The 26193-nt window shown below is 73.0% G+C and carries 20 protein-coding genes and 1 pseudogene; 17 read left to right on the top strand and 4 right to left on the bottom strand.

Annotated elements, in window-relative coordinates; all coding sequences use genetic code 11:
- Positions 1–231 precede the first annotated feature (231 nt).
- The 11 genes and pseudogenes from ACSC1Q_RS05255 to ACSC1Q_RS05305 all read left to right on the top strand — a co-directional run bounded on the left by ACSC1Q_RS05255 (position 232) and on the right by ACSC1Q_RS05305 (position 15013).
- Positions 232–1620, top strand: a complete 1389-nt coding sequence (locus ACSC1Q_RS05255; protein ID WP_436757502.1) for a cytochrome P450 — start codon at positions 232–234, stop codon at positions 1618–1620.
- Positions 1617–2591 carry a terpene synthase family protein gene (locus ACSC1Q_RS05260; protein ID WP_436757503.1) on the top strand — a complete coding sequence of 325 codons (975 nt, stop codon included), beginning with the start codon at positions 1617–1619 and terminating at the stop codon, positions 2589–2591. Before ACSC1Q_RS05255 ends, ACSC1Q_RS05260 begins: the two co-directional genes overlap by 4 nt.
- Positions 2588–4381 (top strand): prenyltransferase/squalene oxidase repeat-containing protein, encoded by a 1794-nt coding sequence (locus ACSC1Q_RS05265; protein WP_436757504.1) that lies wholly within the window; start codon positions 2588–2590, stop codon positions 4379–4381. Before ACSC1Q_RS05260 ends, ACSC1Q_RS05265 begins: the two co-directional genes overlap by 4 nt.
- 214 nt (positions 4382–4595) lie before the next feature.
- Complete coding sequence (locus tag ACSC1Q_RS05270) at positions 4596–7367, top strand: sensor histidine kinase (protein ID WP_436757505.1); 2772 nt, start codon at positions 4596–4598, stop codon at positions 7365–7367.
- A 100-nt stretch (positions 7368–7467) separates the two neighbouring features.
- Positions 7468–7866 (top strand): annotated as a pseudogene (locus ACSC1Q_RS05275) (roadblock/LC7 domain-containing protein); the annotation flags it as partial.
- A 119-nt stretch (positions 7867–7985) separates the two neighbouring features.
- Positions 7986–8372 (top strand): DUF742 domain-containing protein, encoded by a 387-nt coding sequence (locus tag ACSC1Q_RS05280; protein ID WP_350966776.1) that lies wholly within the window; start codon positions 7986–7988, stop codon positions 8370–8372.
- Complete coding sequence (locus ACSC1Q_RS05285) at positions 8353–8994, top strand: GTP-binding protein (RefSeq protein WP_436757506.1); 642 nt, start codon at positions 8353–8355, stop codon at positions 8992–8994. Before ACSC1Q_RS05280 ends, ACSC1Q_RS05285 begins: the two co-directional genes overlap by 20 nt.
- 264 nt (positions 8995–9258) lie before the next feature.
- On the top strand, positions 9259–11277 hold the full coding sequence (locus ACSC1Q_RS05290) for a CehA/McbA family metallohydrolase (protein ID WP_436757507.1): 2019 nt from the start codon (positions 9259–9261) through the stop codon (positions 11275–11277).
- A 151-nt stretch (positions 11278–11428) separates the two neighbouring features.
- On the top strand, positions 11429–12214 hold the full coding sequence (locus tag ACSC1Q_RS05295; protein WP_436757508.1) for a polyphosphate kinase 2 family protein: 786 nt from the start codon (positions 11429–11431) through the stop codon (positions 12212–12214).
- A gap of 261 nt (positions 12215–12475) precedes the next feature.
- Positions 12476–13927, top strand: a complete 1452-nt coding sequence (locus tag ACSC1Q_RS05300; protein ID WP_436757509.1) for a bifunctional phosphatase PAP2/diacylglycerol kinase family protein — start codon at positions 12476–12478, stop codon at positions 13925–13927.
- A gap of 108 nt (positions 13928–14035) precedes the next feature.
- Positions 14036–15013, top strand: a complete 978-nt coding sequence (locus ACSC1Q_RS05305) for a hypothetical protein (protein ID WP_436757510.1) — start codon at positions 14036–14038, stop codon at positions 15011–15013.
- A 148-nt stretch (positions 15014–15161) separates the two neighbouring features.
- On the opposite strand, the gene ACSC1Q_RS05310 is transcribed toward ACSC1Q_RS05305, so the two are convergent.
- Together ACSC1Q_RS05310 and ACSC1Q_RS05315 are read right to left on the bottom strand one after the other, a co-directional pair.
- Positions 15162–15452 (bottom strand): TFIIB-type zinc ribbon-containing protein, encoded by a 291-nt coding sequence (locus tag ACSC1Q_RS05310; protein WP_344918700.1) that lies wholly within the window; start codon positions 15450–15452, stop codon positions 15162–15164.
- A gap of 45 nt (positions 15453–15497) precedes the next feature.
- On the bottom strand, positions 15498–16568 hold the full coding sequence (locus tag ACSC1Q_RS05315; RefSeq protein ID WP_436757511.1) for an aminoglycoside phosphotransferase family protein: 1071 nt from the start codon (positions 16566–16568) through the stop codon (positions 15498–15500).
- 57 nt (positions 16569–16625) lie between these two features.
- Here ACSC1Q_RS05315 and ACSC1Q_RS05320 point away from each other — a divergent pair, with 57 nt between their 5' ends.
- From ACSC1Q_RS05320 to ACSC1Q_RS05330, 3 genes are all read left to right on the top strand, one after another.
- Positions 16626–17525 carry a TIGR03619 family F420-dependent LLM class oxidoreductase gene (locus ACSC1Q_RS05320; protein WP_436757512.1) on the top strand — a complete coding sequence of 300 codons (900 nt, stop codon included), beginning with the start codon at positions 16626–16628 and terminating at the stop codon, positions 17523–17525.
- A gap of 170 nt (positions 17526–17695) precedes the next feature.
- Entirely contained in the window at positions 17696–18478 is a 783-nt protein-coding gene (locus tag ACSC1Q_RS05325; RefSeq protein WP_362843538.1) for an HAD-IIA family hydrolase, read from the top strand.
- Between the two features lie 167 nt (positions 18479–18645).
- Positions 18646–19278, top strand: a complete 633-nt coding sequence (locus ACSC1Q_RS05330; protein ID WP_436757513.1) for a hypothetical protein — start codon at positions 18646–18648, stop codon at positions 19276–19278.
- 79 nt (positions 19279–19357) lie between these two features.
- Here the strand turns inward: ACSC1Q_RS05330 and ACSC1Q_RS05335 are convergent, their stop codons facing one another.
- Positions 19358–19999, bottom strand: a complete 642-nt coding sequence (locus tag ACSC1Q_RS05335) for a response regulator (RefSeq protein WP_436757514.1) — start codon at positions 19997–19999, stop codon at positions 19358–19360.
- Positions 19990–21192 (bottom strand): sensor histidine kinase, encoded by a 1203-nt coding sequence (locus ACSC1Q_RS05340; protein ID WP_436757515.1) that lies wholly within the window; start codon positions 21190–21192, stop codon positions 19990–19992. Before ACSC1Q_RS05340 ends, ACSC1Q_RS05335 begins: the two co-directional genes overlap by 10 nt.
- A gap of 107 nt (positions 21193–21299) precedes the next feature.
- On the opposite strand from ACSC1Q_RS05340, the gene ACSC1Q_RS05345 reads away from it, so the two are divergent.
- The 3 genes from ACSC1Q_RS05345 (at position 21300) to ACSC1Q_RS05355 (ending at position 26192) form a co-directional block, all read left to right on the top strand.
- Positions 21300–22061: an ABC transporter ATP-binding protein gene (locus ACSC1Q_RS05345; protein ID WP_436757516.1), complete on the top strand. Its 762-nt coding sequence runs from the start codon at positions 21300–21302 to the stop codon at positions 22059–22061.
- Between the two features lie 67 nt (positions 22062–22128).
- Positions 22129–24636 (top strand): FtsX-like permease family protein, encoded by a 2508-nt coding sequence (locus tag ACSC1Q_RS05350; RefSeq protein ID WP_436757517.1) that lies wholly within the window; start codon positions 22129–22131, stop codon positions 24634–24636.
- Positions 24637–24764: 128 nt separating this feature from the next.
- Positions 24765–26192, top strand: a complete 1428-nt coding sequence (locus tag ACSC1Q_RS05355) for a glycosyltransferase family 39 protein (RefSeq protein WP_436757518.1) — start codon at positions 24765–24767, stop codon at positions 26190–26192.
- Position 26193 lies beyond the last annotated feature (1 nt).

Consider the following 26193-nt stretch of genomic DNA (forward strand, 5'->3'; position numbering starts at 1 on the left):
TTTAGCGTGTAAAACACAGAATGAGACAGGCGAGGAGGCCCGGAGCGTCCTGGGATTGTCGGCCGATCGGTCCCCGATCCGTCGGTTGACCAGTCCTTATCCACGCCCCGGGTGGGCGCGGGGCAGGTGGGATGTCCCGTTTCCGAAGACCGCCCGCACCACCCGTGCGGGCGGTTGTCTCGTGCTGCGCGAATTCACGTCACACGAGGTGGGAGACGTTTACCTATGTCCATGGACGTGCACGCCCGCACCGGCCGCCGGGCGAGATCCGTTCCGATGCACCGGGCCCTGCCGAAACTGCTTCGCGAACCGGCGGGCGCGCTCGCCGAGTTCGCGCGCGAGTCGCAGGGGGAGGTCCTCCGGCTGAAGCTGGGGCCCTTCCGTCCCTACCTGGTCACCCACCCCGACCACGTCCAGAAGGTGATGCGCCTCGAATGGACGAAACACCAGCGTCTGGGCATGTTCTGGCGCCCCCTGGAGCGGCTCTTCGGGCACAGCGTCATGAGCGACGGCGAGCACTGGCAGAACAGCCGCAAGGTCCTGCAGCCGCTGTTCACCGCCCGGTACGTCGCCACGATCGCCGACGAGGTGTCCAGGCGCGTCGCCGGGCGCGTCGAGGAATGGGACGAGTACGTCACGTCGGGACGGGACTTCGACGCGGCCACGGAGATGTCCCGGATCCTCAGCTACATCGTCAACCGGGTGCTGTTCGGGGACAAGCTGAACCGGGAGGACGGCGAACGCATCATCCCCGCCTTCGAACAGGCGTCCTATTCTCTCGTCTATCGGATTCTCCTGCCGTTCATGCCGTATTTCATGCGGATCCCCGGCGACCGGACCTTTCTGAAGGCCGTCGAATCGATCGACGACGTGGTGTTCCCCATCGTGAGAAAGGCGATGGCGAAACCCGACGACAACGTCGACGTCATCTCCGTGCTCTGCCGCTCCGTCGACGAGAACGGTGACAGGCTCACCGAGAAGCAGATCCGCGACGCGCTGGTAAGCGTGTACGCCGCGTCCTCGGAGACCACCGCGATGATCCTCACCTGGCTGTGGCTGCTGCTGGAGGAGCACCCGGACGTGGCGGCCAGGCTCCAGGCGGAGATCGACGACGTGGTCGGCGAGGGACCGGCCGTGCCCGAGGACATCCCCCACCTCGTCTACACGCGCATGGTCCTGCAGGAGACCCTCCGCCTGTACCCGGCGGGCTGGTTCCTGCCCCGCAGGGTGATGGAGGAGACGGAGATCGGCGGCGTGCGGATCAAGGCCGGATCCTCGGTGCTGGTCAGCCCGTACGCCACCCAGCGGCTGGGGGAGTTCTGGGAGCGCCCGGACGAGTTCGACCCCGAGCGGTTCGCGCCCGGCCGGCTGGAGAGCGAGGAGCGCAGGCACCGCTACTCCTACTTCCCCTTCGGCGGCGGCCCGCACAGGTGCCTGGGCGAGCCGCTTTTCTACGTGGAGGCTCCGCTCGTGGTCGCGAGCATCCTCAGCCGGTTCCGGATGTCGGTGCGCACCCCCGGGCCGTTCGACACCGGCTGGGCCGCCTCGCTGCGCCCCCGCCAGAAGGTCGCACTGGGCGTGTCCTTCAAGAGCCGCGACCGGAGCGGGGCCCTGCGATGACACCCCAGCTCGATCCCGGCGCCCGGCCCGGCCCGGATGCCCGGTCCGATCTGGACGTCCCGCTCGATCCAAGCGTCCGGTCCGGCTCGGATGCCCGCCTCGACCCCGGTGTCCGGTCGGACGCCAGGGAGGCCGGGGCGATCTGCGCCCGCGCCGGGCGGTCCCAGCGGGACATGCGCGAGTGGGCGGAGACCTATCCCGGCCTGTTCTCCGCCAAGCCGTTCGACGCGGCCCTGTACAGCACGCTCTCGCTCGCCATGGCGTTCGGCGGCCCCTGGTTCGACGCCGATCAGTTGCGGACGGCGAACAAGGTCTCCCTCTGGGCGTTCGGCCTGGACTGGCTCGTCGACTACGTCGCCACCTCGTCGTCCGAGGTGGAGGGGATCGCCCGGCGGTGTCTGGACGTGGCCGGCGGCGCCCCGCCGGTTCCCGGCGACGACCTCACCCGCATGCTCGGCGACATCCGCGACGAGCTCGCGTCCTCGCCCGCCTTCGCCGAACTCGGGCCGGTCTGGCGCGACGAGCTGAGGCGCATGCTGGACGGGATGCTCACGGAGTGGCGCTGGAAGACCGACAAGGTCACGCCGACCTACGAGGAGTATCTCGGCAACGCCGACAACCTAGGCTTCTCCTACGTGTTCGCCGCCCACTGGATCCACGTCACGGGCTCCGGCGCGGTCGCGGACGCCGGCGCGCTGCGCGAGGCGGGCCGGGCCGTGCAGCGGGTCATCCGCCTCCTCAACGACCTGGGCACCTACGAGCGGGACGTCGCCTGGGGCGACCTCAACGTCCTGCTGCTCGGCGTGGACCGCGCCGAGGTGGAGCGCCGGATCGCCGGGCTCGCGGCCCGGAGCCGGGAACTGCTCGCCCCGCTGCGGGCCGCCCAGCCGGAGCTGGCGGGCTACATGGAACGGCAAATGGATTTCTGCGCGGGTTTCTACCAGGTCGGCGACTACTGGGGGACTCTGTGAGCGTCGACGGGCTGCTCGCCACCACGGACCTCGGTACGAGAACCGGCGTGAAGGACCGCGCGGGGCTCGGCACCGGGATGGGCTCCGGGATCGGCGTGGGAATCGAGATGGGGATCGACGCGGCCGCCGAGGCGCGCGAACTGGTCGCCGGGCTGCTGGCCGAGCCCTGGGGTCAGGTGTCCGCCTCGCCGTACGAGACCGGCCGGATGGTGAGCCTGGCGCCCTGGATGGCCGGGCACGCCGAGCGGGTCGAGTTCCTGCTCGCCACCCAGCGGGCGGACGGCGGCTGGTCCTCGTCCGGCGACCACGCCTTCGTCCCCACCCTGAGCGCGGTGGAGGCGCTGCTGGCCGAGCTCGGCCGCGACGCCGCCGCGAGTCCCGCCCTCCTCGCCAAGGCCGCCGACCGCGGGCTGGAGGCCGTCAGGAACTGGTCGTTCACCGCCGCCTGGCCGCCGGACACGCCCGCGATCGAGCTCATCGTGTCGTCCCTGCTCGCCCTGATCGACGGGCACCTCGACGGGGAGGGGCCGGAACCGCCCCCGGGCATGGGCGACGCCAAGCTGACGGCGGTGCGGGCCTGGCTGGCGTCGGGCGCGGCGATCCCGCAGAAACTGGTCCACGCCCTGGAGGTCGCGGGCCCCGAGGCGACGGCCGCCTCCGGGATCCGCCCCACCCCGATGCCCGGCGGGATGGCGGCCGCCGGGGCCTCCCCGGGGGCGAGCGCCGCCTGGCTGGCCGCGTCTTCCCGGTCCTCCGGGTCCTCCGGGTCTTCTGGGCCCCCCGGGCCCCGGCCCGGAGTCACGGCCGCCCCCGGAACCGCGGACCGCACCGCGCCGAAGGCCGGGGGCGAGGAGCGTGACGCGCGGAGGACCGGAGCCGGGGACCGTGACGCGCGGAGGACCGGGGACGAGGTCGCCGTACGGCGGTATCTGGAGGCCGTGGTGGCCTCCACGGGCGGGCCGGTGCCGTGCACCACGCCCATCACCGTGTTCGAGCGCGGCTGGACGCTGAGCTGGCTGCGGCGCGCGGGAGTCCCGGTGGACGTGTCGCCGGAGCTGGTCGCGAGCCTGCGGGACGGGCTCGGCCCCGACGGGGTCGCCACGGGCCCCGGCCTGCCAGCCGACGCCGACACCACCTCCGTCGCCCTGTACGCGCTGGCGCTGCTCGGCGAGCCGCGCGAGCCGGAGGGGCTGTGGCCGTTCGAGCTGGAGACCCACTTCTGCACCTGGCGCGGGGAGGAGGGGATGTCCCCGACGACCAACGCGCACGTGCTCGACGCCTTCGGCGAGTACCTGCGTCGGTGCGGGGGAGAGCCCCGCCACGCGGCCGTCGTCGCCAAGCTGGCGGCCTGGTTGCGCGACCGCCAGGGGGCGGACGGCAGCTGGACGGACCGCTGGCACGTCTCGCCGTACTACGCCACGGCCTGCTGCGCGATCGCGCTGCGCGAGTTCGGCGGCGCGGGTTCGGCGGGCGCGGTGGGCGACGCCGTGGACTGGGTGCTCGGCACCCAGCGCGGGGACGGGTCGTGGGGCCTGTGGGAGGGCACCACGGAGGAGACCGCCTACGCGCTGCAGACCCTGCTGCTGGCCGGCACGGCCCGGGAGGAGCGGTGGCGGGAGGCCGTGGAGCGCGGGTACCGGCACCTGCTGGCCGCCCGTGACAGTGCGGCACCGTCACTTTGGGTGGACAAAGACCTGTATCTACCGGTTGCGATCGTCAGGGCGGCCGTTCTGGGAGCGCTGCACCTGGCGCGCCGCGCGCTCGCCATTCCGGGGGATGACGCGTATTGAGAATTGACCGTGAATTAAAAACAGGACAGAAGGGCGCATCTACTCTGTCCGCCTTGAGGGTTTTTAGTGACATTGCTAGGGTTCGGCGGGTGTGATGTGGGGGTGTCCCGCTGATCCCAGCGATGCGGCGACCGTTTGACCTGCTTGACCGGTGCCTGTCAACCGCCACGAAAAAATGCCGTCTATTTTCTTTATCCTTCCCGGGGTGGATACCATGCGCTTGCGTAACGCGAGCTTGCGGACCAAGGTCACGGCACTTCTGGTGTCGCTCACCGCGCTCTGGGCGTTCACGGCATGGGTGACGGTCCGTGACGGTCTGAACATGCTGGGCGTGGCGACCCTCAACACCGAGGTCGCCGACCCGAGCGAGCGGCTCATCGTCGAGTTGCAGGCCGAGCGGCGGCTGACCGCGGTCACCCTGGGATCGGTCGGCACGGAACGCCAGCGGCGCGAGGCGATGACCGCCCAGCGCAAGCGCACCGACGCCGCCGACGCGCACTTCAGGAAGCTCACCACCGGCAGCGGGGTGGACCTGTTCGGAACCCCCGCCCTGGAGCGCCGCATCGGCGAGACCCGGCGGTTGATGGACGACCTGCCCGCCGCGCGCAAGGCGATCGACGCCGGCCGGGTCAACCGGACCTGGACGGCCACGGAGTTCACCGCCATCATCGACTCGATCTTCCGCGTCTACGACTCGCTGGCGACGCTGGACGACGAGGAACTCGCCAAGGACACCCGTACGCTCATCGCGATGAACCGGGCCAGGGACATCCTGTCCCAGGAGGACGCCCTGGTGATGGGCGCCCTGACGGCGGGCCGGTTCGCCGAGGGCGAGCAGGTCAGGTTCACCCAGATGGTCGGCACGCGGCGCTTCCTCACCGACCAGGCGGTGGCCGAGCTGCCCGTCGCCGACCAGGAGGCCTACCGGCGGCTGGTCGCCGGCGAGCAGTTCACCCGGCTGCGCGGCATGGAGAACCAGCTGATCGAGGACCCGAACGTGGTGTCGGCCGGGGTGGTCGACGTCACGCGGTGGAGCTCCGACGCCCAGTCCGCGCAGACCAAGTTCACCCAGGCCGTGCTCACGGCCGGCAGCGGGGTGGTCGAGCGGTCGGGCCCGGTCGCCGTCGGCGTCGTCGTGCGGCTCGCGCTGGCCGGCGGCCTGGGGCTCGTGGCCGTCATCGCCTCGGTCGTCCTGGCCATCACCACGGCCCGCGCCCTGGTCCAGCAGCTGGAGAAGCTGCGGGCCGCCGCCTGGGAGCTCGCCAACGAGCGGCTGCCCGCCGTGGTCGAGCGGATCGGCCACGGGCAGGTGGTGGACGTCGCTGCGGAGGCGCCTCCCCTCAAGTTCGGGGACGACCAGATCGGGCAGGTCGGCCAGGCGTTCAACGCCGTGCAGCGGACCGCCATCAAGGTCGCCGCCGAGCAGGCGCAGCTGCGCCGCGACATCGCCGACATCCTGCGCAACCTCGCCCGCCGTACCCAGTCGCTCGTGCACCGCCAGCTGAGCGTGCTCGACGTCATGGAGCGGCGCGAGAACGACCCGCAGGAGCTGCGCGACCTGTTCCGGCTCGACCACCTGGCGACCCGCATGCGGCGCTACGCGGAGAACCTCCTCGTGCTCTCCGGCGCGGCGCCGGGCCGCGCCTGGCGCGACGCGGTCCCGATGATCGACGTGGTCCGCGGCTCCCTCGCCGAGATCGAGGACTACACCCGGGTCGACGTGATGCCCCTGGGAGAGGTCTCGCTGGACGGCCGGGCGGTGAGCGACGTCATCCACCTGGTCGCCGAGCTCGTCGAGAACGCCGCCTCCTTCTCCCCGCCCTACACGACGGTGCAGGTCGGCGGATACCTGGTGGCGCACGGCTACGCTCTGGAGATCGAGGACCGCGGGCTGGGCATGAGTCCCGCGGACATCGCGGAGGCCAACGAGCGGATCGCCAACCCCCCGGAGCTCAAGCTCTCCGGCAACGCCCGCCTCGGCCTGTACGTCGTCAGCCGCCTGGCCGAACGGCACGACATCCGGGTGACCTTCAAGTCCTCCCCGTACGGCGGCACGACCGTCGTCGTCCTCATCCCGCAGGAACTGGTCAGCGAGGAGGACCCGGCTCCCTCCGTCGGGGTCGGCGTGCCGCAGGCGCGCACGGCGAGCAGCGCGGAGATGAACGGCGCGGAGCTGAACGGCGCCACCTCCGCGGTCGCCGCGGTCCGCGGCAGGGTGAGTGACCCGCTCGGCATCGCCGGTGGCCCCGGGCGGCCCGTGGGGGCGGAGGGAGAGGTCATCGGCGAGCACGTTCCCGTCACCGGGCCGGAGGCGTGGGAGCCCGCGCCGCCCGCCAACGGCAGGTCGCACCCGGCGGGCCCCGCGCCCTCCGGCCTTCTCGCCGACCCGGCGTCCCCCGGCGGCGTCGCCGACCCCGGCGGTTTCTTCACCCCGCCGAGCTCCGGCCGTCCCACGGATCCCGGCCTTCCGTCCGCTCTCGCCGACCAGGCGCCCTCCGGGCGGCATTCCGCGGGTCCCGCGCCCGCGGAGGGCTTCACCGACCCGACGTTCCCCGGCCGCTTCGCCGACCCCTCGGCGCTCAGGCAGATGCCCGAGACCGGAGCCCCCGGCCGGCTGCCCGACTTCACGCACCCCGGATCTCCCGCCGCGCCGGGCGTTCCCGGCGGAGGCCTCGACGACTCCGGCGCCCACGCGCGTCCGGGCGGCTCCGGTACGTCGCTGCCGCCCGTGCTGCCCCCGCCCGACAGCAGCCACACCCCGGGTGGCCTGCCGAGGCGTGTTCCGCAGACCCACCTCGCCGCCCCGCTGCAGGAGGACGAGCCCGTGGCCCCGCCCCCGGCCGACGACGCCGACGAGCGCTCGCCGGAGACGATCCGCGCGGCCATGTCGTCCTTCCAGGCCGGTACGCGCCGAGGCCGTGACGACGCCGCCCAGCTGCTCGATCGCGAGGGCGATCCGGTGGACGAGGGCGGGACCGCCGTGTGATCCCGGTGGACGACCCCAGTACGCGCGTGCCAGGCAGGCGCCGACGAGCCGCCGGGAACAGGCGACGCGACAGTCGGCAGGCAGAAGGAGAGGACAACGAGTGGTGCAGGGAACAGGATCCTTCACGGACCTGGCCTGGTTGCTGGACGACCTGGTCTCGCGGGTGGAGGAAGCTCAGCACGGAATCGTGTTCTCCACCGACGGCCTGCTGCTGGCCGCGTCGGCGGGGTTCTCCCCGGCCGACGCCGAGCATCTGGCCGCCGTCGGATCGGCGATCCAGAGCCTGGGCCGCGGGGTCAGCGACCGCGTCGGCGGCGGGCCGATGCGCCAGACCATCATCGAGATGCGGACGGCGTACCTGATCGTCACCGCCGCCGGGCAGGGAGCCTGCCTCGCGGTGTTCTGCGCCGCCGAGGCCGACGTCGGCCTGGTGGCCTACGAGATGGCCATGCTCGTCACCCGGGTGGGGCAGTATCTCACCTCGCCCACCAGGACGGCCGAATCCTCCTTCAAGGGCGACCCTCCCAGAGGTGACGCCTACCGGGGCGAGCCCCTCGGGGCGGAGTCCCGCAGGGGCGACTCCCTCAGGGGAGACTCCTTCAGGGGCGACGGCACACGATGAGCATCTTCGACGAGCAGCCCGAGTCCCAGTGGGTCGGCGACGAGGCGGGGCCGATCGTCAGGCCGTACGTCCTGACGCGGGGCCGGACCGAACCGAGCCGCGGCCGGTTCGACCTCATCACCCTGGTGGTGACCATCCGGCAGGTCTCGTCGAGGGAACCGGGCCTGGACCCGGAGTGCCTGGCCATCGTCCGGCTCTGCCTGCAGGCCCAGTCGGTCGCGGAGATCGCGGCCCATACGAACCTTCCGGCAGGCACGGTCCGTGTCCTGCTCAGCGACCTGCTCGACCAGGGATTCATCGCCATGCAAGAACCGCATTCGGAGACGGACATGCACGACGAGAGGCTGTACAGGGCGGTGCTCGATGGACTCCGTGCGCTCTAGTCGCGACGCCGGGCGGGTGAAGCTGCCCAAGGCGATCAAGATCCTGGTCGCCGGCGGGTTCGGCGCGGGCAAGACCACACTGGTCGGCGCGGTCTCCGAGATAGAGCCGCTGCGCACCGAGGAGACCCTGAGCGACCGGGGCATCGGTGTCGACGACCTGTCGGGCGTGGAGACCAAGCAGACCACCACGGTCGCCATGGACTTCGGCCGCATCACCATCGGCGACGACTACCGCCTCTACCTGTTCGGCACGCCGGGACAGGAGCGCTTCTGGTTCCTCTGGGACGAGCTGGCGCTGGGCGCGCTGGGCGCGGTGGTCCTCGCCGACACCCGCAGGCTGGCCGACTGCTTCCCCTCGCTCGACTACTTCGAACGGCGCGAGACGCCCTTCATCGTCGCGGTCAACTGCTTCGACGGGGCCCGCCGCTACGAGCTCGACGAGGTCAGGCTCGGGCTGACCCTGCACGAGGACATCCCGATCGTGCTGTGCGACGCCAGGCAGCGGGAGTCGGGCAAGGAGGTGCTCATCACCCTCGTCGAGCACGCGATGCGGATGCGGCTGGGCCCGACGTCCCAGCCGTCGGGCGCCGAACCCCCCACGGGGCAGACCGCCGCCCGCTGAACTCGTTCCCCCACGGGGCGCCCGTCAACGCGCTCCCCGTGGGGCGTACGGCCCGCCGGCCCGCTGACCTACCCCCCCGGGGACAGGCGGTGGCCCGTCGGCGCGAACGGGGCCCTCCGGGGCGGGTCATCACCACCCCGGGAGCGCTTTTACCCCTCCGGTAGGGATGAATCCCTCACCACTTGACTCCTACCCGCAACGCCTCATGTCCGGTGTGTCACGCTGGCGGCGATCACCTGGCGTCCTACCGCGTGGGGGAGACCTATGTGTGACGACCCGAACCTTCCTCTCACCGTCGCGCGGGCGCTCGGGGAGTACCGGGCGCTGCTGGACGAGCACGGGGTCACCTGGGGCGAGGATCCCATCTTCTACGTCAAGTCCATGGCGACCGACGCCTACCTGATGGGCACGACGAGCTTCTGGGAGGTCTGTTACGGCATGCTCGGCACCCGCTACCCCGGGGCGCCGTTCGAGGAGCTCAGGGACCGTCTCGACGAGCTGGACATGGACGAGGTCGTGCGCGGCGTCCTCGCGGGCAGGGTGCTCGACAACCTTGCCGCGCTCCGCCTCACCGACGGGGACACCGCGCTGCGGGCGCGGGCGCAGGCCGTGCTCGACGGCAGGCCCCTGCGCACGACACTGCTGGTCGACTCCACCAGGCCCGGACCGGCCACCGTGCTGGTGGACGGGCGGGCGCACGTGGTCGGGCCCGGCGGCGCCCGGCTCATCAAGATCACGAGCCGGAGCGAGGTGGTCGCCGACGGCGTGCCGATCGACCTGTCGCCCCTGACCCGCCCCGCCCCCGCCGCCCGCCTCCGCGTGCGCGCGGGCTTCCCGTGCAAGTGGAGCGTGTACGGCGAGCACGGCCAGGGCTGGTACCCCGAAGGCGCCCCCGACCGGCACGACTACCACGTGCTGCCCTACTTCCACGGCGACGACCTGGTCATGGACGTCCCTGCCGAGACGCTCACCGTGCGGGTCTCCAGGGGCATGGAGTACGGCTCCGCGCAGGTCACGGTCACCCCCTCACCTGACGGGGAGACCCTCGTCGAGCTGACCCCCGAGCGGCTCTACGACGCCGCCGCCCTCGGCTGGTACGGCGGGGACATGCACGTCCACCTCAACTGGGCGGGCGACATGGTCGGCACACCCGGCCTCGCGGGGATCATGCAGCACGGCGAGGACCTGCACGTCCTCAACCTGGTCGCCGGGAACGTCTCCTCCGAGCGGGTCTACGACTCCGAGGCGCTCGAACACTGGGCGGGGAAGGACCTGCCCTGGTCCGACCCCTCCCACGTGGCCAGGATCGGCGTCGAGTACCGCAACGACCTGCTCGGCCACCTCTACGCCTTCGGCGTCTCGGCCCCGCCCTCGCGCTTCCACACCGGCTTCCTCGGCACCGCCGACTGGCCGCCCAACAGCGTCGCCTGCGAGGAACTGCGCGGCCTGGGAGCCGTCACCGGTTACAGCCACCCCTTCCACAATCCGTTCACCGACACGGACGGACCGGACAAGGCGCTGCAGTGGGGGCGCAACTGCTCCTCCCGGGAGATCGTCGCCGACGCGGCGCTCGGCCTCGTCGACACCCTGGACGTGCTCAGCCAGACCTCGATCACCGCGACCGCCGCCGTCTACCGGCGCCTGATCGGGGCGGGCAACCGCATCGCGGTCACCGCGGGCACCGACGCGATGGTCTCCTTCGCCCGGCGGGGAAACCAGTCCAACCCGCCAGGCTGGGCGCGCGTCTACGCCCGGGTGGACGGGCCGCTCACCGCCGCCTCGTTCGCCGAGGCGGTCAGGCGGGGCCGTACCTTCGGCACCACGGGACCCTGGCTGGAGCTGTCGGTCGCGGGCCACGGCCCCGGCGCCACCCTGGACCTGTCACCGGGGGAGCGGGTCACGATCACCGCGCGGTCGGTCGGCCCTGAGGTGGAACGGCTGGAGATCCGCACCGCCGACGGAGTGCTGGCCGGGGGACCGCCCGGCGAGCTCACCGCCGAACTGGTCGTCGGCGCCCCCACCTACGTCGTCGCCCTCGCCACCGGCGGCCCGCACGAGCGGTCCTTCACCGGCGAGGTGTACGCCCACACCAGCCCGGTCTACCTCGACGTGGACGGCCGCCACGTGGCCAGGGCCGAGGACGTCGGCTGGTGCCTGGAATGGCTGGACGCCCTGGAGGCGCTGCTGCGGGAGGAGGGCATCTTCGAGACCCCCCGGCAGCTCGCCGACCACCTCGCCCTGATCGGCCGGGCCAGGGAGGTCTACCGGGACCGCCTGACCTGACCGCACCCTTGGACCCATGTCTGAGCCGCACGCCTGGCCCGCTCATCGGGACCGCACGCCTGAACCGCACGCCTGAACCGCACGCCTGAACCGCACGCCTGCACCGCAGGCCTGGACCGTTCGCGGGCCGGGACATGCGAGGCTTGTCGGCATGAACCGCCTCTCCAAGGTCGACCTGTCGCAGAAGCTCTCCAAGAAGGACGCCTCCGAGCGCCTCGACGTCGCTCTGGACCGCCTGCTCCGCCTGCGGCTCACGCTCGGCGGCCAGGTCGGCGAGCAGCGCATCGGCCCGCCGCTGTGCGTGGTCTTCGAGGGCTGGGACGCCTCGGGCAAGGGAGGGGCCATCAAGCGGCTGGTGCGCCCGCTGGACCCGCGTCACGTCCGCGTCGCCCAGTTCGCCGCGCCGACCTACGACGAGAAGCGCCACCACTTCCTGTGGCGGTTCTGGCCGGTACTGCCCGGCTGGGGCGGGATGGCCGTGCTCGACCGCTCCTGGTACGGCCGGGTGCTGGTGGAGCGGGTCGAGGGCTTCGCCACCGAGGAGCAGTGGTCCCGCGCGTACGGGGAGATCGTGGAGTTCGAGCAGACCCTCGCCGCCGAGGGCATGATCATGGTCAAGTTCTGGATGCACGTCTCCGAGGAGGAGCAGCTCAAGCGCTTTCAGGACCGGGCCGAAGACCCGCTGCGGGCCTGGAAGCTCACCGACGAGGACTGGCGCAACCGTGAGAAGCGCCCGCAGTACGAGGTCGCGGTGGAGGAGATGCTCGCCCGCACCGACCACCCGAAGGCGCCCTGGCACGTGGTCCCCGGCGACGACAAGCGCCTGGCCCGCGTCACGGTCGCGGAGACCGTCTGCGCCGCGATCGAGACCGAACTCGCCGCCAGGGGCCACGAGCCGGTGATCTCCTCCCCGGCGGGCGACGCCGCCGACGAGTAGCGAGACCGGCGTCGTCGGCGGCAGCGTTGTCGCCGGTGCCGGTGCCGGTGCCGTTCGCGTCGGTGTCCGTGTCGGTGTCGTTTCGCGCTGTTCCGGTGGGAAGTATGGGAGCGGCGGAAACGCCCCTGACCCCGGGACGCGCGGCAGAATCGAATGGCTGCCCCGCTCGTTCGTCATCGCCGTTCGTCGTGGGCGGTTCGTCGTGGCGGTCGGCCGTCGCGGTTCGTCATCGCTTTTTTTCATCGCAGGAGGGTGCGGCGCATGCGGTTGGGGTCGCGGCTGAGCAGGCTGGACCGGCGGGTGTTCGCCATGGTGGCGGGCGCGAGATTGCCCGGTCTCGAACGCGTCGTACCCGCGCTGTCGCGCGCGGCCGACAACTCGCTCCTGTGGGCCGGGGTGGCGGGGGTGCTGGCGGTCAGCGGGCGGCGTCCGCTGCGCCGGGCCGCGACCAGGGGGCTGCTCGCGGTCAGCCTCGCCAGCCCGCTGGTCAACCTGGTCGGCAAGCAGGCCTTCCGCAGGAGCAGGCCGTCGGCCGAGGGGCTCCCGCTCGCCCGGCTGATCAAGATGCCCGCGTCGGCGTCGTTCCCCTCGGGCCACTCCGCCTCGGCCGGCGCCTTCGCCGCGGCCGTGGCGCTGGAGGCGCCCCGCGCGGTCGCTGTCCCCGTCGCGCTCCTCGCGGCGGCCGTCTGCTTCTCCCGCGTCTACACCGGCGTGCACTATCCCGGCGACGTGCTCGCCGGGGCCGGGATCGGCGTGGCGGCGGGGCTGATCACCCGTCGCATCTGGCCCGACGCCGGTGAGGCGGGGCAGGCGCGCGCCGCCCTCACGGCGCCGTCCGCGCGGCTCGACCGGGAGGGCGAGGGGACGGTCGCCGTGGTCGACGGCTCCGCCGACGCCGTCGCGGGAACGGCCGAGGCACTGCGCGAGGCCCTTCCCAGGGCCGAGGTCGTCGAGGTGGCGCCGGGCGCCGACCTCGGGGCCGCCGTACGGGAGGCCGCCTCGCGGGCCAAGGTGCTCGCGGTGGCGGGGGGAGACACCGTGGTCAACCTGGCGGCCCAGGAGACGGCGGGCGGGGCGACCCCGCTGCTGGTCGTTCCCGCGAGCGTGCGCGGCCAGTTCGCCCGCGCGCTGGGGGTGGAGACCCCGGAGGAGGCCGTGGCGGCCTACCACAGCGGCGACCTCGTGGCCGTCGACGTCGGCGAGGTCGCGGGCCGGGCGTTCGTCAACACCGCCAGCGTGGGCGTCTACCCGGCGCTGGTGGAGCGCAGGGAGCGGCGGCAGGGCCGGATCGGCAAGTGGCCCGCGCTGTTCTGGGCGATGGCCGAGGTGCTCGGCCCGGGAGGCGCGCAACCCGTCGATCTCGTCGTGGACGGGGTGCCCCGGCGCGTCTGGATGGTGTTCGTGGGCAACTGCCGCTACGAGGCGCGCGGCGGGGCCCCCGCCAGGAGGCAGCGCCTGGAGGACGGCCTGCTGGACATCCGCGTGCTCGCCGCCGCCGACCGGCTGCCCCGGCTGCGGGTGTTCCTCAGCCTCCTGGCCGGGCGGGTGAAGCTGTCACGCCACTACCAGCAGTGGCAGGCCGACACGCTGCGCGTCTCCGCGCCCTCGGGAAGGCTGTCGCTGGCACGCGACGGCGAGACGTTCGCGGTCACGGGCGAGGTGGAGTTCACCAAGCGCCCGCGGTCGCTCCTCGTGATCCGGCCGGCAGGCTGAGTTCCGGCCGGTCGGGGTTCCGGGCGACGTCTCGGCCGTACTGTCAGAGATTGCCGATTCCCGGGCACTGTTTGACGCCCAGTGATCGATCCGGCAATAGTTGTACAGGTGACTACCCCCCGTTTGCTCGCCTGTGCCGTGGTCACCCTGGTGGCCCTCACCGCCTGCACCTCGTCTCCGAGTGAGCCCGTGGTCGGCCCGGCCACCGCGGGTGGCACGGTGGGCGTCGGGCAGGGGTCGGAGGGCGGAGACTCCTCGTCTCCCACCGGCCCGCCCGCCGCCGTGACGCTGACGCCCGACGAGTACCGGGCCGAGCTGGAGGAGGCGCGCGGCCCGGTGCGCGCCGCGGTGAAGAAGCTGGCCACGACCGGCGGCCTGAAGACCCTCGGCAAGCAGCTGCAGAAGACCTCCGGCGCGGTGGAGGGCGCGGTGACCCGGCTCTCCGCGCTGGCGCCTCCCGCCGAGGTGAAGCCCCAGCACGACAGCTACGTCGAGGCCCTGGGCCGGCTGCGGACCTCCCTCGACACCGCCCGCCAGGACGCCGAGGAGCAGCGGGTGTGCACCGGCCCGGCCGTGCTGACCGGCATGGCCGAGGCGGACCAGCTGTCCGACGTGGAAGACGTCGCCAAGACGCTGAGCGGATACCCGGCGAGCGTCATCCCGGTCAAGGCGGCCAAGAAGCGCGACCGCCGGTTGTCCAACGGCAGGTTCATCGCCTCCGAGGGACGAACCGGCCGCGCCTACCTCGAACTGCGCAACGGCACCAAGCAGGACGCCGTCGTCGTCCTGGTGCGCGGCAAGAAGAAGGCCGTCACCGTGTACGTCCGCAGGAAGTCGAACTTCAAGATCCGGGGTGTCCGGGACGGCAGCTACAAGATCTACTACACCCTCGGCCAGGACTGGGACGCGAAGGCTCGCACCTTCACCCGGTCGTGCGCCTTCGAGCAGTTCGGCAAGTCCGTGCGGTTCAGGACCGTCAACACCGCGACCCAGATCCGCTGGACCGACTGGACGATCACCCTGCACGCCGTGACCGGCGGCACCGTGAAGCCGAAGAAGGTCAAGCCGGGCGACTTCCCCACCTGACGCGCGGTCTCTCCGGAGCGGTCCTTCCCGGAGGCGTCATTCCCGGGAGCCGAAAGCTGAAAGCCGGGAGCCGAAAGCCGGGAGGCGCCGGAAACGCGAAGACCGCGACCTCGTGACGAGGTCGCGGTCCCGGTGTTTCCTCGGCCGATCAGGTCGAGAAGAGCATCCCGACCCAGCTGCGCTGGCGGTGGTGGCCGTAGTGGCCGTGGTGCTGTGCACCCCAGGCGGGAGCGCCGTAACCGGGAGCGCCGTGCACGGGCGGCGGCGGGGGCGGCGGCGGAGCTGCGTGGGACTGCTGCGACCACTGGCTCTCCATGCGGGTCAGCGTCTCGAGCTCGCCGTAGTCCAGGAAGATTCCGCGACAGCTCTCACACTGGTCGATGTGGACGCCGTTGCGCTCATAGGTGCGCATGGCGCCCCGACACTTGGGGCACTGCATCTGGCTGGTCTCCTTGTTCTGGCGTGGTAACCGAGTAACCACAACCTACTGCGTGGGCACACTATGGCAGGCGCTTCGATGCCGGACAATCCTGAGGCAGGACTCGACGAGCACCTCCTCCACCTCGTCCAGCGGACGCCCCTCCCGTCCGGCGGCGGCCACCGCGGCCGCCGCGAGCTGCACGGTCATCGCCTGGGCCGGGATCTCCAGCCGTCCCCACGGGTCGCCGTCCGGCGGGACGGCGGTCCCGCCCGCGGCGCGGTAGGCCCCCAAGAAGCGGTACCACACCTGGGGCTCCAGCAGTCCGGCCGCGAACCAGGCGGCGGGCCTGGACAGATCCCAGGCCTGGTCGCCGACGCCCAGGTCGTCGATGTCGATGAGGATCCACTCAGCTCGGCCGCCCGGCGCCCGGACCATCTGGCCCATGTGCCAGTCGCCGTGGGTCAGGCCGACGTGAGCCGTACCGGAGGAGCCGCCGGGAGACGTGCTGTGAGAGCCACCGGAAACCGTGCCGTGCGAGCCGCCGGGAGCCGTGCCCGAGGAGCCGCGGGGATTCGTGCCGGAAGGGCCGCTGGGAGCCGTACCTGAAGGGCCGCCGGGGTTCGTGCCGGGCGGGCTCGTGCCGGGTGAGGCGGGGAAGGGCAGGCAGGTGAAGGCCCGGCGCACCGCCAGTTCGGCGGCGGAGCGGTCGCCCAGGCGGGCGACGGTGGCGGCCACCCGCGAGGGTCCTCCCGCGGCCCGCAGCGGAGGCAGCGCCTGAGCCGGTACGGCGTGCAGCCGCGCCAGCAGCCGGGCGGCGGCCTCCCAGGGCGCCGCGTCCGGGTCCGCGTGGTCCACCGGCGTACCGGCGGGCCAGACGGTGACCAGCCGGTCCCCGGCGGTCATGACCTCCTCGGTCACCGGTTCGAGCAGGATCCCGCGCAGTGCCGGGTGCGCGGTGGCCCGCATCCGCTCCACCAGCGGTTCCCGCTCCGCCCCCGGCGCGTGCGCCTTGACCACGACGGAACCGGCTCGCACGATGATCACGTCCGGCCTGGTCGGCAGCACCGTGCCGGGCACGCCGCCGTATCGGGCGCCGATCCGGCGCAGTTCGTCGATCAGGTCCTCGCTGTCCATCCGGCAAGTGAACCACCGGTCGCGGGCCCCGCGGACCGGCGGCATAAAGTGCGAGGTATGAGGATCGGTTTCGCGGTGCCGGTGTCGGGGTCCTGGGCGACGCCGGAGAACATGGCGCGGGTCGCCCGGGGCGCCGAGGATCTCGGCTACCACGAGCTGTGGACCTTCCAGCGCCTGCTCTACCCGCGGGGCCACGCCATGGGCCCGACCTACCGCAGCGTGCACGACCCGGTGGTCACGCTCGCCTACCTGGCGGGCCTGACGAGCCGCGTCCGGCTCGGGGTGGCGGTGCTCAACCTGCCGTTCGCCTCGCCCGCGCTGATGGCCAAGCAGCTGGGGAGCCTGCAGGCGGTCTCCGGCGGGCGGCTGGACGTGGGCCTCGGCCTGGGGTGGCTGCCCGAGGAGTTCACCGCCTCCGGGGCGTCGTTCGAGCGGCGCGGGCGGCGCGCGGAGGAGTACGTCCCGCTGCTGCGGCGGCTGTGGACGGAGGAGACCGTGGAGCACAGGGGCGAGTTCTACGAGCTGCCCCCGGTGCACCAGGACCCCAAGCCGCCCGTCGTGCCGCCGATCCTGCTGGGCGGTTCCGCCGAGGTGGCGCTGAGGCGCGCGGGGCGGCTGGCGGACGGCTGGATCAGTTCGAGCCGCGAGGACCTCGACGGCATCGGCGAGAAGATCTCCGTCGTCAAGGAGGCCGCCCGTGCCGCCGGGCGCGACCCCGAGGCACTGCGCTTCGTCACCCGGGGCGTCACCCGCGTCCGGGCCCCGGGAGCGGACGGGCGCGGGCCGCTGACCGGCTCGTTCGAGGAGATCCGGCGCGACGTCGGCGAACTCGCGGCCAAGGGGGTCACCGACGTCTTCCACGACCTCAACTTCGACCCGGAGATCGGGTCGCCCGACGCCGATCCCGAGGAGTCGATGCGCAGGGCGGAGACGGCCCTGGAGGCACTCGCGCCCTGATCGGACTCGCGGCCACCCACGCCCTGCCCGGGCCCGCGGACGTGCTCCGATCGGGCCGGAGAGCCTGCCTGACCGGCCTTCCCCGCACATGTACGGGTCTGATGACGCGTGACCGAACGGGTCCTGTCATCCTTGTTCCGGTACGTACCCGGCGGGAACAGGGGATAGCGGTGGACGAGCGCAAGCCGATCGAGTGCTGGCTGTCGGACATGGACGGGGTCCTCGTCCACGAAGGACATCCGGTGCCCGGTGCCGACGAGTTCATCCGACGCCTGCGCGAGTCGGGCAAGCGGTTCCTGGTGCTGACCAACAACTCGATATACACCCCGCGCGACCTGGCCGTACGGCTGCGCGCGGCCGGCCTGGAGATCCCGCCGGAGTCGATCTGGACCTCCGCGCTCGCCACGGCCAGATTCCTGGACGGCCAGCGCCCCGGCGGCTCGGCGTACGTGGTGGGGGAGGCGGGGCTGACCACCGCCCTGCACGAGATCGGCTACGTCCTGACCGACATCGCCCCCGACTACGTGGTCCTCGGCGAGACCCGCACGTACAGCTTCACCCAGATCACCCGCGCGATCCGGCTGATCGAGGGCGGCGCCCGGTTCATCGCCACCAACCCCGACCCGGTCGGCCCGTCGAACGAGGGGTCGCTGCCCGCCTGCGGCGCGGTCGCCGCGATGATCACCAAGGCGACCGGGGTGGAACCCTACTTCGTGGGCAAGCCCAACCCGATGATGATGCGCAGCGCGCTGCGGGCCATCGACGGCCACAGCGAGAGCACCGCCATGATCGGTGACCGGATGGACACCGACATCGTCTCCGGCATGGAGGCCGGGCTGCACACGATCCTGGTGCTCAGCGGGGTCGTCAGCAGGGACCAGGTCGACCGCTACCCGTTCCGCCCGTCCATGGTGGTCGACTCGGTCGCCGACCTGATCGACCTCATCGACTAGGACCTCGCCCGGCCGGTCTCGCTCGCCCCTCGCGCTCGCTCGCCCCTCGCGCTCGCTCGCCCCTCGCGCTTGGTCGCTCCTCGCGCTTGGTCGTTTCCCGCTCCCGGTTTCCCGTCGACCGGCATTCCTGCCGTGGGCTGTCAGGTACGGGTGCCATGCTGTCGCCCATGACGCGTGTTTACCTGGAGATCGGCCCGAAGAAGGTTTTCGCCTGCTCGGTGGAGTGGCCGGGGTGGTGCCGGATCGGCCGGTCCGAGGAGGAGGCGCTCGATGCGCTGATGACGTACGTGCCGCGCTACCGGGTGGTCGCGGAGCGGGCCGGGCTCGCCTTCGAGCCGGGGGACCCGGTGGTGGTGGAGCGGGCCAAGGGCGGCACCACCACGGATTTCGGGGCCATCGAGGCGATTCCCTCGCTCGACTCCGAGCCGGTGGACGAGACCGAGGCGGTCCGGACCGTGGCGCTGCTCGGGGCGGCCTGGGAGCTCTTCGGCGAGACCACCGCCACCTCGCCCGAGGAGTTGCGCAAGGGCCCGCGCGGGGGTGGCAGGGACCGCGACAAGATGGCCGCCCACGTCGTCAACGCCGAGCGCGCGTACGCCCGCAAGATCGGTGTCCGCCACAAGCCCGTCCGCGAGCCCTCAGAGCTGGTGGCGATGCGCGCGGACCTCGTCGAGGTGCTGTCCCGGCCCTCCGACGGCGGTCCGCAGGTCCCCGGCGGCTGGCCGGTCCGCTACGCGGCCCGCCGCATCGCCTGGCACGTCGTCGACCACCTGTGGGAGATGGAGGACCGCCGCTCCTGAGTCCTGCCAGGCGATCCGGCGGAACACCCGCGCCCCGGTGGCCCGAAGGACGCCCGGACCGCGGCGGCGGGCTGGACGCTCACCCCCGCAGGTAGGCGAGGACGGCCAGGACGCGCCGGTGGTCGTCCTGGGCGGGCGGCAGGTCGAGTTTGCTCAGGATGTTCGCCATGTGCTTGGCGACGGCGGCCTCGGTGACCACCAGGGCGCGGGAGACGGCGGCGTTGGAGCGGCCCTCCGCCACGAGGCCGAGAACTTCGAGCTCGCGCGGCGTCAGGCGGGTCAGCGGGTCGCGACGGCGTCGCAGGAGTTGCCTGACGACCTCGGGATCCACCACCGTGTGGCCGCCCGCGACCCGCTCAAGCGCGTCGACGAACTCCCTGACGGCACCGATCCTGTCCTTGAGCAGGTAGCCGATCCCGGCACCGGTGCCGGAGTCGAGAAGCTCCGCGGCGTAGGTCTGCTCGACGTACTGGCTCAGCACGAGCACGGGGAGCGACGGCCGGCGGGCCCGCAGCTCCAGCGCCGCGCGCAGCCCCTCGTCGGTGAGACCGGGCGGCATCCTGACGTCGGTGACGACGATGTCGGGCTCGTCCTCGGCGACGGCGGCCAGGAGCGCGCCGGCGTCACCGACGGAGGCGACGACCTCGTGCCCGAAACGTTCGAGCAGCCCGGCCAGGCCCTCGCGGAGCAGGACCGCGTCCTCGGCGATGACTACCCGCACGGGATCTCCGCTCCGAGCACGGTCGGCCCGCCCGCCGGGCTGTACAGCGACATCGTGCCGTCGACGACGGCGAGCCGGTCGGCGAGCCCTTCCAGCCCGCTCCCACCGCCCTGGTCCGCGCCGCCCACCCCGTCGTCCCTTATCTCCAGCACGAGTACGTCCTTCACCAGTCGTCCACGCACCCGGCAACGGGAGGCGCCGCTGTGTTTGGCCACGTTGGTGAGCGCCTCGGAGACGACGTAGTAGGCGGTCACCTCGACGGCGGGCGGCAGCCGCCGTCCCTCCCGCAGGACGATGTCGACGTCCACCGGGACCGGTGAGCGGCCCGCCACGTCGAGCACGGCGGCCGGCAGGCCCCGGTCGGCGAGCACCTGCGGATGCACTCCGCGGATCAGCTCGCGCAACTCGGCCAGAGCCTTGTTCGCCTCCTCGTACGCCTCCCTGACCTGTACGGCGGCGGCCGATCCCGGGGGCAGGTCGAGTTCGGCCAGGCCGAGTTTCATGGTGAGCGCGACGAGCCGCTGCTGGGCGCCGTCGTGCAGGTCGCGCTCGATCCGGCGGCGCTCGTTCTCGAAGGCGTCGGCCAGCCGGGCCCGGGACCGGATGACCTCCGCCTCGCGCGGGGCGAGCACGGCACGGACGACGGTGGCGCGCGCCGCGGCCCAGGCGGTGATCGGGTAGGCGGCGATCGGCAGCGTCACCAGGCCCGCCGCCGCGAAGGGCAGACTGGGCAGCAGTTCGACGCTCGGCTGCAACGGCGCGCTCAGCAGCGCGAGGGGCAGCCACAGGCCGAGGGCGACGAGCCCCAGGTCGATCCACCACAGCGCGAGCACGGAGACCGCCGCGAAGCCCAGCTCCCGCCAGCCGGCCTGGTCCCGCGGGAGGACGCGGAACCGGCCCGGCGGTCCGGGGCTCACGGGCCCGTGCGGGTCGCGGGCGGGCCCGCGGTCGACCAGCCGCAGCCGCCACCTCTCGAACCGGGCCAGCCACGGCGCGAGGACCACCACCAGCGCCACCGCGACCGGTACGGCGACCGCCACGCCCCGCTCGTACGCCAGGTGGACCAGGCCCGCCGCCACCGGCCCCATACCCGCGCTGATCAGCAGGTAGGCCAGCGCCCGCCACGGCCAGGCCGACCCGAGGTAGCGCAGCGGTCGTCCGGACATGGCGTCCAGCGCGGTGAGGGAGGGCACCTCCAGAAAGTATCCGACCCGTCCGGCACCGGCAGTAGTGCTGGGGATAGCATCGCCCTCGTTCCCGTGCCAGTGTGCCGGCGGCGGGGCGCCGCTTGGCTTGGCGCATGAACTCCGAACACGCCCCGAGGGGCGAAGAGACCGTCCGGCTCTCGTCGGTGCGCAAGGTGTACGGCCCGGCCGCGTTGCCGGTGCTCGCGCTGGACGGGGTGTCCGCCGGGTTCGACGCCGGCACGTTCACCGCCGTCATGGGCCCGTCGGGCTCGGGAAAGAGCACCCTGCTGCACTGCGCCGCCGGGCTCGACCGCCCGACGGAGGGCGGCGTCGTCATCGGCGGCACCGACCTGGGCGGGCTGGACGAGACCGCGCTGACGGTGTTGCGGCGCGAGCGGATCGGTTTCGTCTTCCAGTCCTTCAACCTGGTATCCGCGTTGACCGCCGAGCAGAACGTCTCGCTGCCGCTGCGCCTGGCGGGCCGCCGGGTGAACCCGGTGGAGACGCGGGCGGCACTGGCGGAGGTGGGCCTGGCGGGCAGGGGCGATCACCGGCCCGGCCACCTCTCGGGCGGGGAACAGCAGCGGGTGGCGATAGCGCGCGCCCTGATCACCAGGCCGGCCGTGGTGTTCGCCGACGAGCCGACCGGGGCGCTGGACACCGCGAACTCGCGCGGCGTGCTGGACCTGCTCCGCGATCTCGCCGACCACCGGGACCAGACCGTGATCATGGTCACCCACGACCCGGTCGCGGCGGCCCGCGCCGACCGGGTGATCTTCCTGGCCGACGGCAGGGTGGTCCGGGAGATGACCCGCGAGATCACCGCCGAGTCGGTCGCGACCCGGCTGGCGAGCCTGGAGGCCCCGGCATGCTGATCCCGGCCATGCGAGACCGTCGCCCCGGCCGGTCACTCCGGAGCGGGCGCGAGCCGGAGGTCCCGGCATGTTGATCCCGGCCACCCTGCGCGAACGCCGGAGCGGGTTCGCCGGCACGTTCGTCGCGCTCTGCCTGGGAAGCGCGATCACCTCCATGAGCGCGCTGGCGTACGCGTCGGCCGACCCCCAGGTCCCCGAACGGCTCGCCGGGGCTCCGGTGCTGGTCCGGGCACCCGTGGAGGTCAGAGCCGACGGCGACTTCACCCCCGACCGGCCCTGGTCGCCGGAGACGGTCGCCTCCCTGGCCGGGAGGCTGGCGGCCGTCCCCGGCGTGGCGGCGGCCGTACCCGATCACGTCCTCTACGCCCAGCCCGTCATCGGCGGGAGGCCGGTCGGGGACGGACGGGGCCACGCCTGGTCGGCGGCCGCGCTGGCGCCCTACCCGCTGACCTCGGGCCGGGCCCCCGAGCGCGACGGGGAGGTGGTGCTCGACCGCGCCCTCGGGGCCGGGCCGGGGACGCGGGTGACGCTGCTCACCTCGGCGGGGCCGGTGCCGTACACGGTGACGGGCACCGTCGAAGGAACCGGCCCGTACCTGTCCGACGCGGAGGCGGCACGCCTGGCGGGCGGGGTGCGGACGATCGGGCTGGTCACCGAGACCGGCGCCGACCCGGCGGCGGTCGAGCGGGCCGCGAGGGAGGTGACCGGCGAACGGGGCGAGGTCCTCTCCGGCGAGGCGCGCGCCGCGCTCGAACCCCTGGACGACGCGCGGATCCGGTGGATCGGCGCGCAGGTCCTGACCGCGATGGTCATCCTGGCCGGGTTCGTCTCGGTCTTCGTGGTGGCCTCGACCTTCGCCTTCGGCGTGGCGCGGCGGCGGCGCGAGCTCGGCCTGCTGCGCGCCGTGGGCGCGACACCGCGCCAGATACGGCGGATGATGTACGGCGAGGCGCTGGTGGTCGGTGCGATCGCGGCGCTGACCGGCGTCTCGCTCGGCACGGCGCTCGCACCGGTGCTCGGTGGCCTGCTGGTCGAGGTGGGATTCCAACCGGCGACCTTCGCGGTACGGATGCGGGTGTGGCCACCGGCGGCGGCGTTCGCGGGCGGGCTGGTCGTGGCCTGGCTCGGCGTCTGGTCGGCCTCCCGCCGCGCGGCGGGGGTACGCCCGCTCGAAGCCCTGCGCGACGCCGAGGTGGACGAGCGGCCCATGCCGCGCGGCCGGTGGGTCTCCGGCGCGGTGTGCACGCTCGGCGGCCTGGCCGCGGCCGTCGCGGGCCTCACCACGAGCGCCGCCGAGACGGTCCCCTACGTGATCTACATCGCGATGGCCCTGATCGTGGGCCTCACCCTGCTGGCCCCCGCCCTCGTCCCTCCTGTCATCCGGTTGGTCACCTGGCCGCTCACCCGCCTGCGCGGGGCCACCGGCCTGCTCGTCAGGGAGAGTTCCCTGACGGCGGTCCGCCGTACCGCCTCCACGGCCGCCCCCGTCCTGGCCACGGTCGGTTTCGCGGTGCTGATCACCGGCATGGTGCAGACGACGGCGGCCGCCTACGGAGCGGGCAGGACCGCCACGGTCCGGGCCGGCGCGGTCGTGCTGCCCTCGGGCACGCCCGGCCTCTCCGACGCCGTGGGCGGAGCGTCGGCGCTGCCCACCGCGGTGTACGGAGAGAGCGTCACCGTCCCGGCGGCGGGTGTCACCCCCGAGGTGCTCGCCAGGTCGGGGATACCGGAGATGATCTCCGGCTCCCTCGGCGACCTGCGCGGCGAAACCATGATCATCAAGGAGTGGGTGGCCGGGGAGACCGGCTGGCGGCTCGGTGACGTCGCCGACGTGACCTTCGAGGACGGGCGCACCGTGGCGCTGAGGGTGGTGGGCGTGATGGCCGAGGCGCCGTTCGGCATGTTGCTGCCCAGGCAACTGGTGCGGGCACACGACCCCTCGGCACTCGCCGACGAGGCCTACCTCCCGGCCCCGGTGACGGACCCGGACTCGGCTCCGGACTCGGCCCCGGACCTGGACCCGGACTCGGCCCCGGGCCTGGACCCGGACTCGGCCCCGGGCCTGGACCCGGACTCGGCCCCGGGCCTGGACCTGGACCTGGACCTGGACCGGGACCAGGTGCCGACGGCGGACGAGGTCGGCGCACGCGTCGTCGACCTCGCCACCTACGCCGTGGAGGCCGACGCGGAGGAGGACCGGCTGGTGTGGATCTTCACGCTGCTGCTCGTCGCCATGTCGGCGGGGTACACCGCCGTCGCGATCGCGAACACGCTGATGATGGCCACGGCGAGCCGGGCACGGGACCTCGCCGTCCTGCGGCTGGCGGGTGCGACGAACCGGCAGGTGCTGGGCGTGATGGCGGCCGAATCGGCGCTGGTGGTCGCCATCGGGACCGTACTCGGCACGATGGTCGCCGTCCCCGCCCTGCTCAGGATGCGCGCGGGGCTCGCCACGTCGGTCGGCGCTCCGGTGTCCCTCGTCGTGCCGTGGCCTGTCATCCTCGCGGTGGTGGCGGTCTGCCTCCTCCTGGCGACCGTCACGAGCGTGCTGGCCGCCCGGACGAGACCCGCGTAGACGGGAGCCGGGGCGGCCGGGCGGGTGAGATCGCCGTCGCCGGAGACGAGACGGGAATGCCCGGGACGATTCCGCCGGGTCGTCGCGCCGGTCGCGTTGGTCACGTCCATGGTGTGAAATAGCGCGATGTGAGGGATGCTGCGGAGAAGCACAGGGCCCGGTCCCGCCTGCCGGAGGCGATCCCGGCGGTGGCGGCGACGCTGATCGGGCTCTGGGGCGTCACCACGCCCTCGTTCTGGCGCGACGAGTCGGTCAGCGCGCTCGCCGCCTCGATGCCCATCGACGACCTGTGGCACCTGCTCGGCAGCATCGACCGGGTGCACGCGCTCTACTACCTCCTGCTCCGGCCGGTCGCCGCGTTCTCGACCGGCGAGCTGGCCATGCGCCTGCCCTCGGTCGTCGCCACGGCCGCCGCCGCGTACGGCGTCACGGTCCTGGGCAGGAAGCTCGTCACCCCCGGGGCGGGCCTCCTCGCCGGGCTGCTCTACGCCGCGCTGCCGATGGTGAGCCGGTACGCCCAGGAGGCGCGCAGCTACGCGATCGTGACGGCGGTGGCCGTCCTGGCCACCTGGGTGCTGGTCGAGGCGACGCGGCGATCGAGCCCCCGCCGGTATCTGGCCTACGGGGCCTGCCTGGTGCTGCTCGGCTGGTTCCACGTCTACGCGCTGCTCCTGGTCGTCGCGCACGTGGTGACGGTGCTGTGGTGGCGGTATCGGGACCGTGCGTCGTCGTCCCGGCCCGATGTCGCGTGGTTCGCCGGGGCGCTGGCCGTGGCCGCGGCCGGGATCGCCCCCCTCGCGCTCCTGGCGGCCGGTCAGCGCGAGGCGCAGCTGTCGTGGCTGAAGCCGTCGAAGCTCACCGACGTCGCCTGGTTCGGGGAGGAGCTGGCGGGCAACGTGTGGGTGGCGCTGCTCCTGGTCGCCCTCATGCTCCTCGGTGCGTTCTCCGGGGGGCGGCTGGCCGCGGTCGCGCTGCCCTGGGCGCTGCTGCCGTTCGTGTCCATGGCGATCTCCGTCGTCTATCCCGTCTTCAACCCGAGATACGTGCTCTTCGCCGTCCCGGCCATGGCGCTGCTGGCGGGAGCGGGCCTGAACGCCGTGCGGCCCCGGGCCCTGGGCTGGATCGGGCTGGTCCTCGTCGCGGCGCTGACCGTCCCGGCGCACCTGACGATCCGCGAGCCGGACAGGCGGCCCGACGACCTGCGCGACATGGCGGCCACGCTGCTGGCCAGGCAGCGCCCCGGTGACGCCGTGCTCTACGTGGGGGCGAACAGGCGCCTGTTCGTCGCCGTGTACGAGGAGGCGTACCGGAACCTGCGCGACCTCACCCACGCCCCCGGCGGGCGCACGCCGAGGACCGCCGCGCAGTTCACGGCCGCCCTGGACGGTGTCGAGCGCGTCTGGCTGGTCACCGCCGGCAGGAAGCACAAGAGCAGGGCCTTCGTGGAGGACGACGAGCGCTATCTGGCCCTGATGGCGAACCGCGACTTCACCCCGAGGTCCACCGACGACTTCGGCTACTCGTGGTTCGGTCTCTACGTCCGTAGGGGGCGCTGAT

Source organism: Streptosporangium heterodermiicola, assembly GCF_051390675.1.
In the GTDB taxonomy this organism is placed as follows: Bacteria; Actinomycetota; Actinomycetes; order Streptosporangiales; family Streptosporangiaceae; genus Streptosporangium.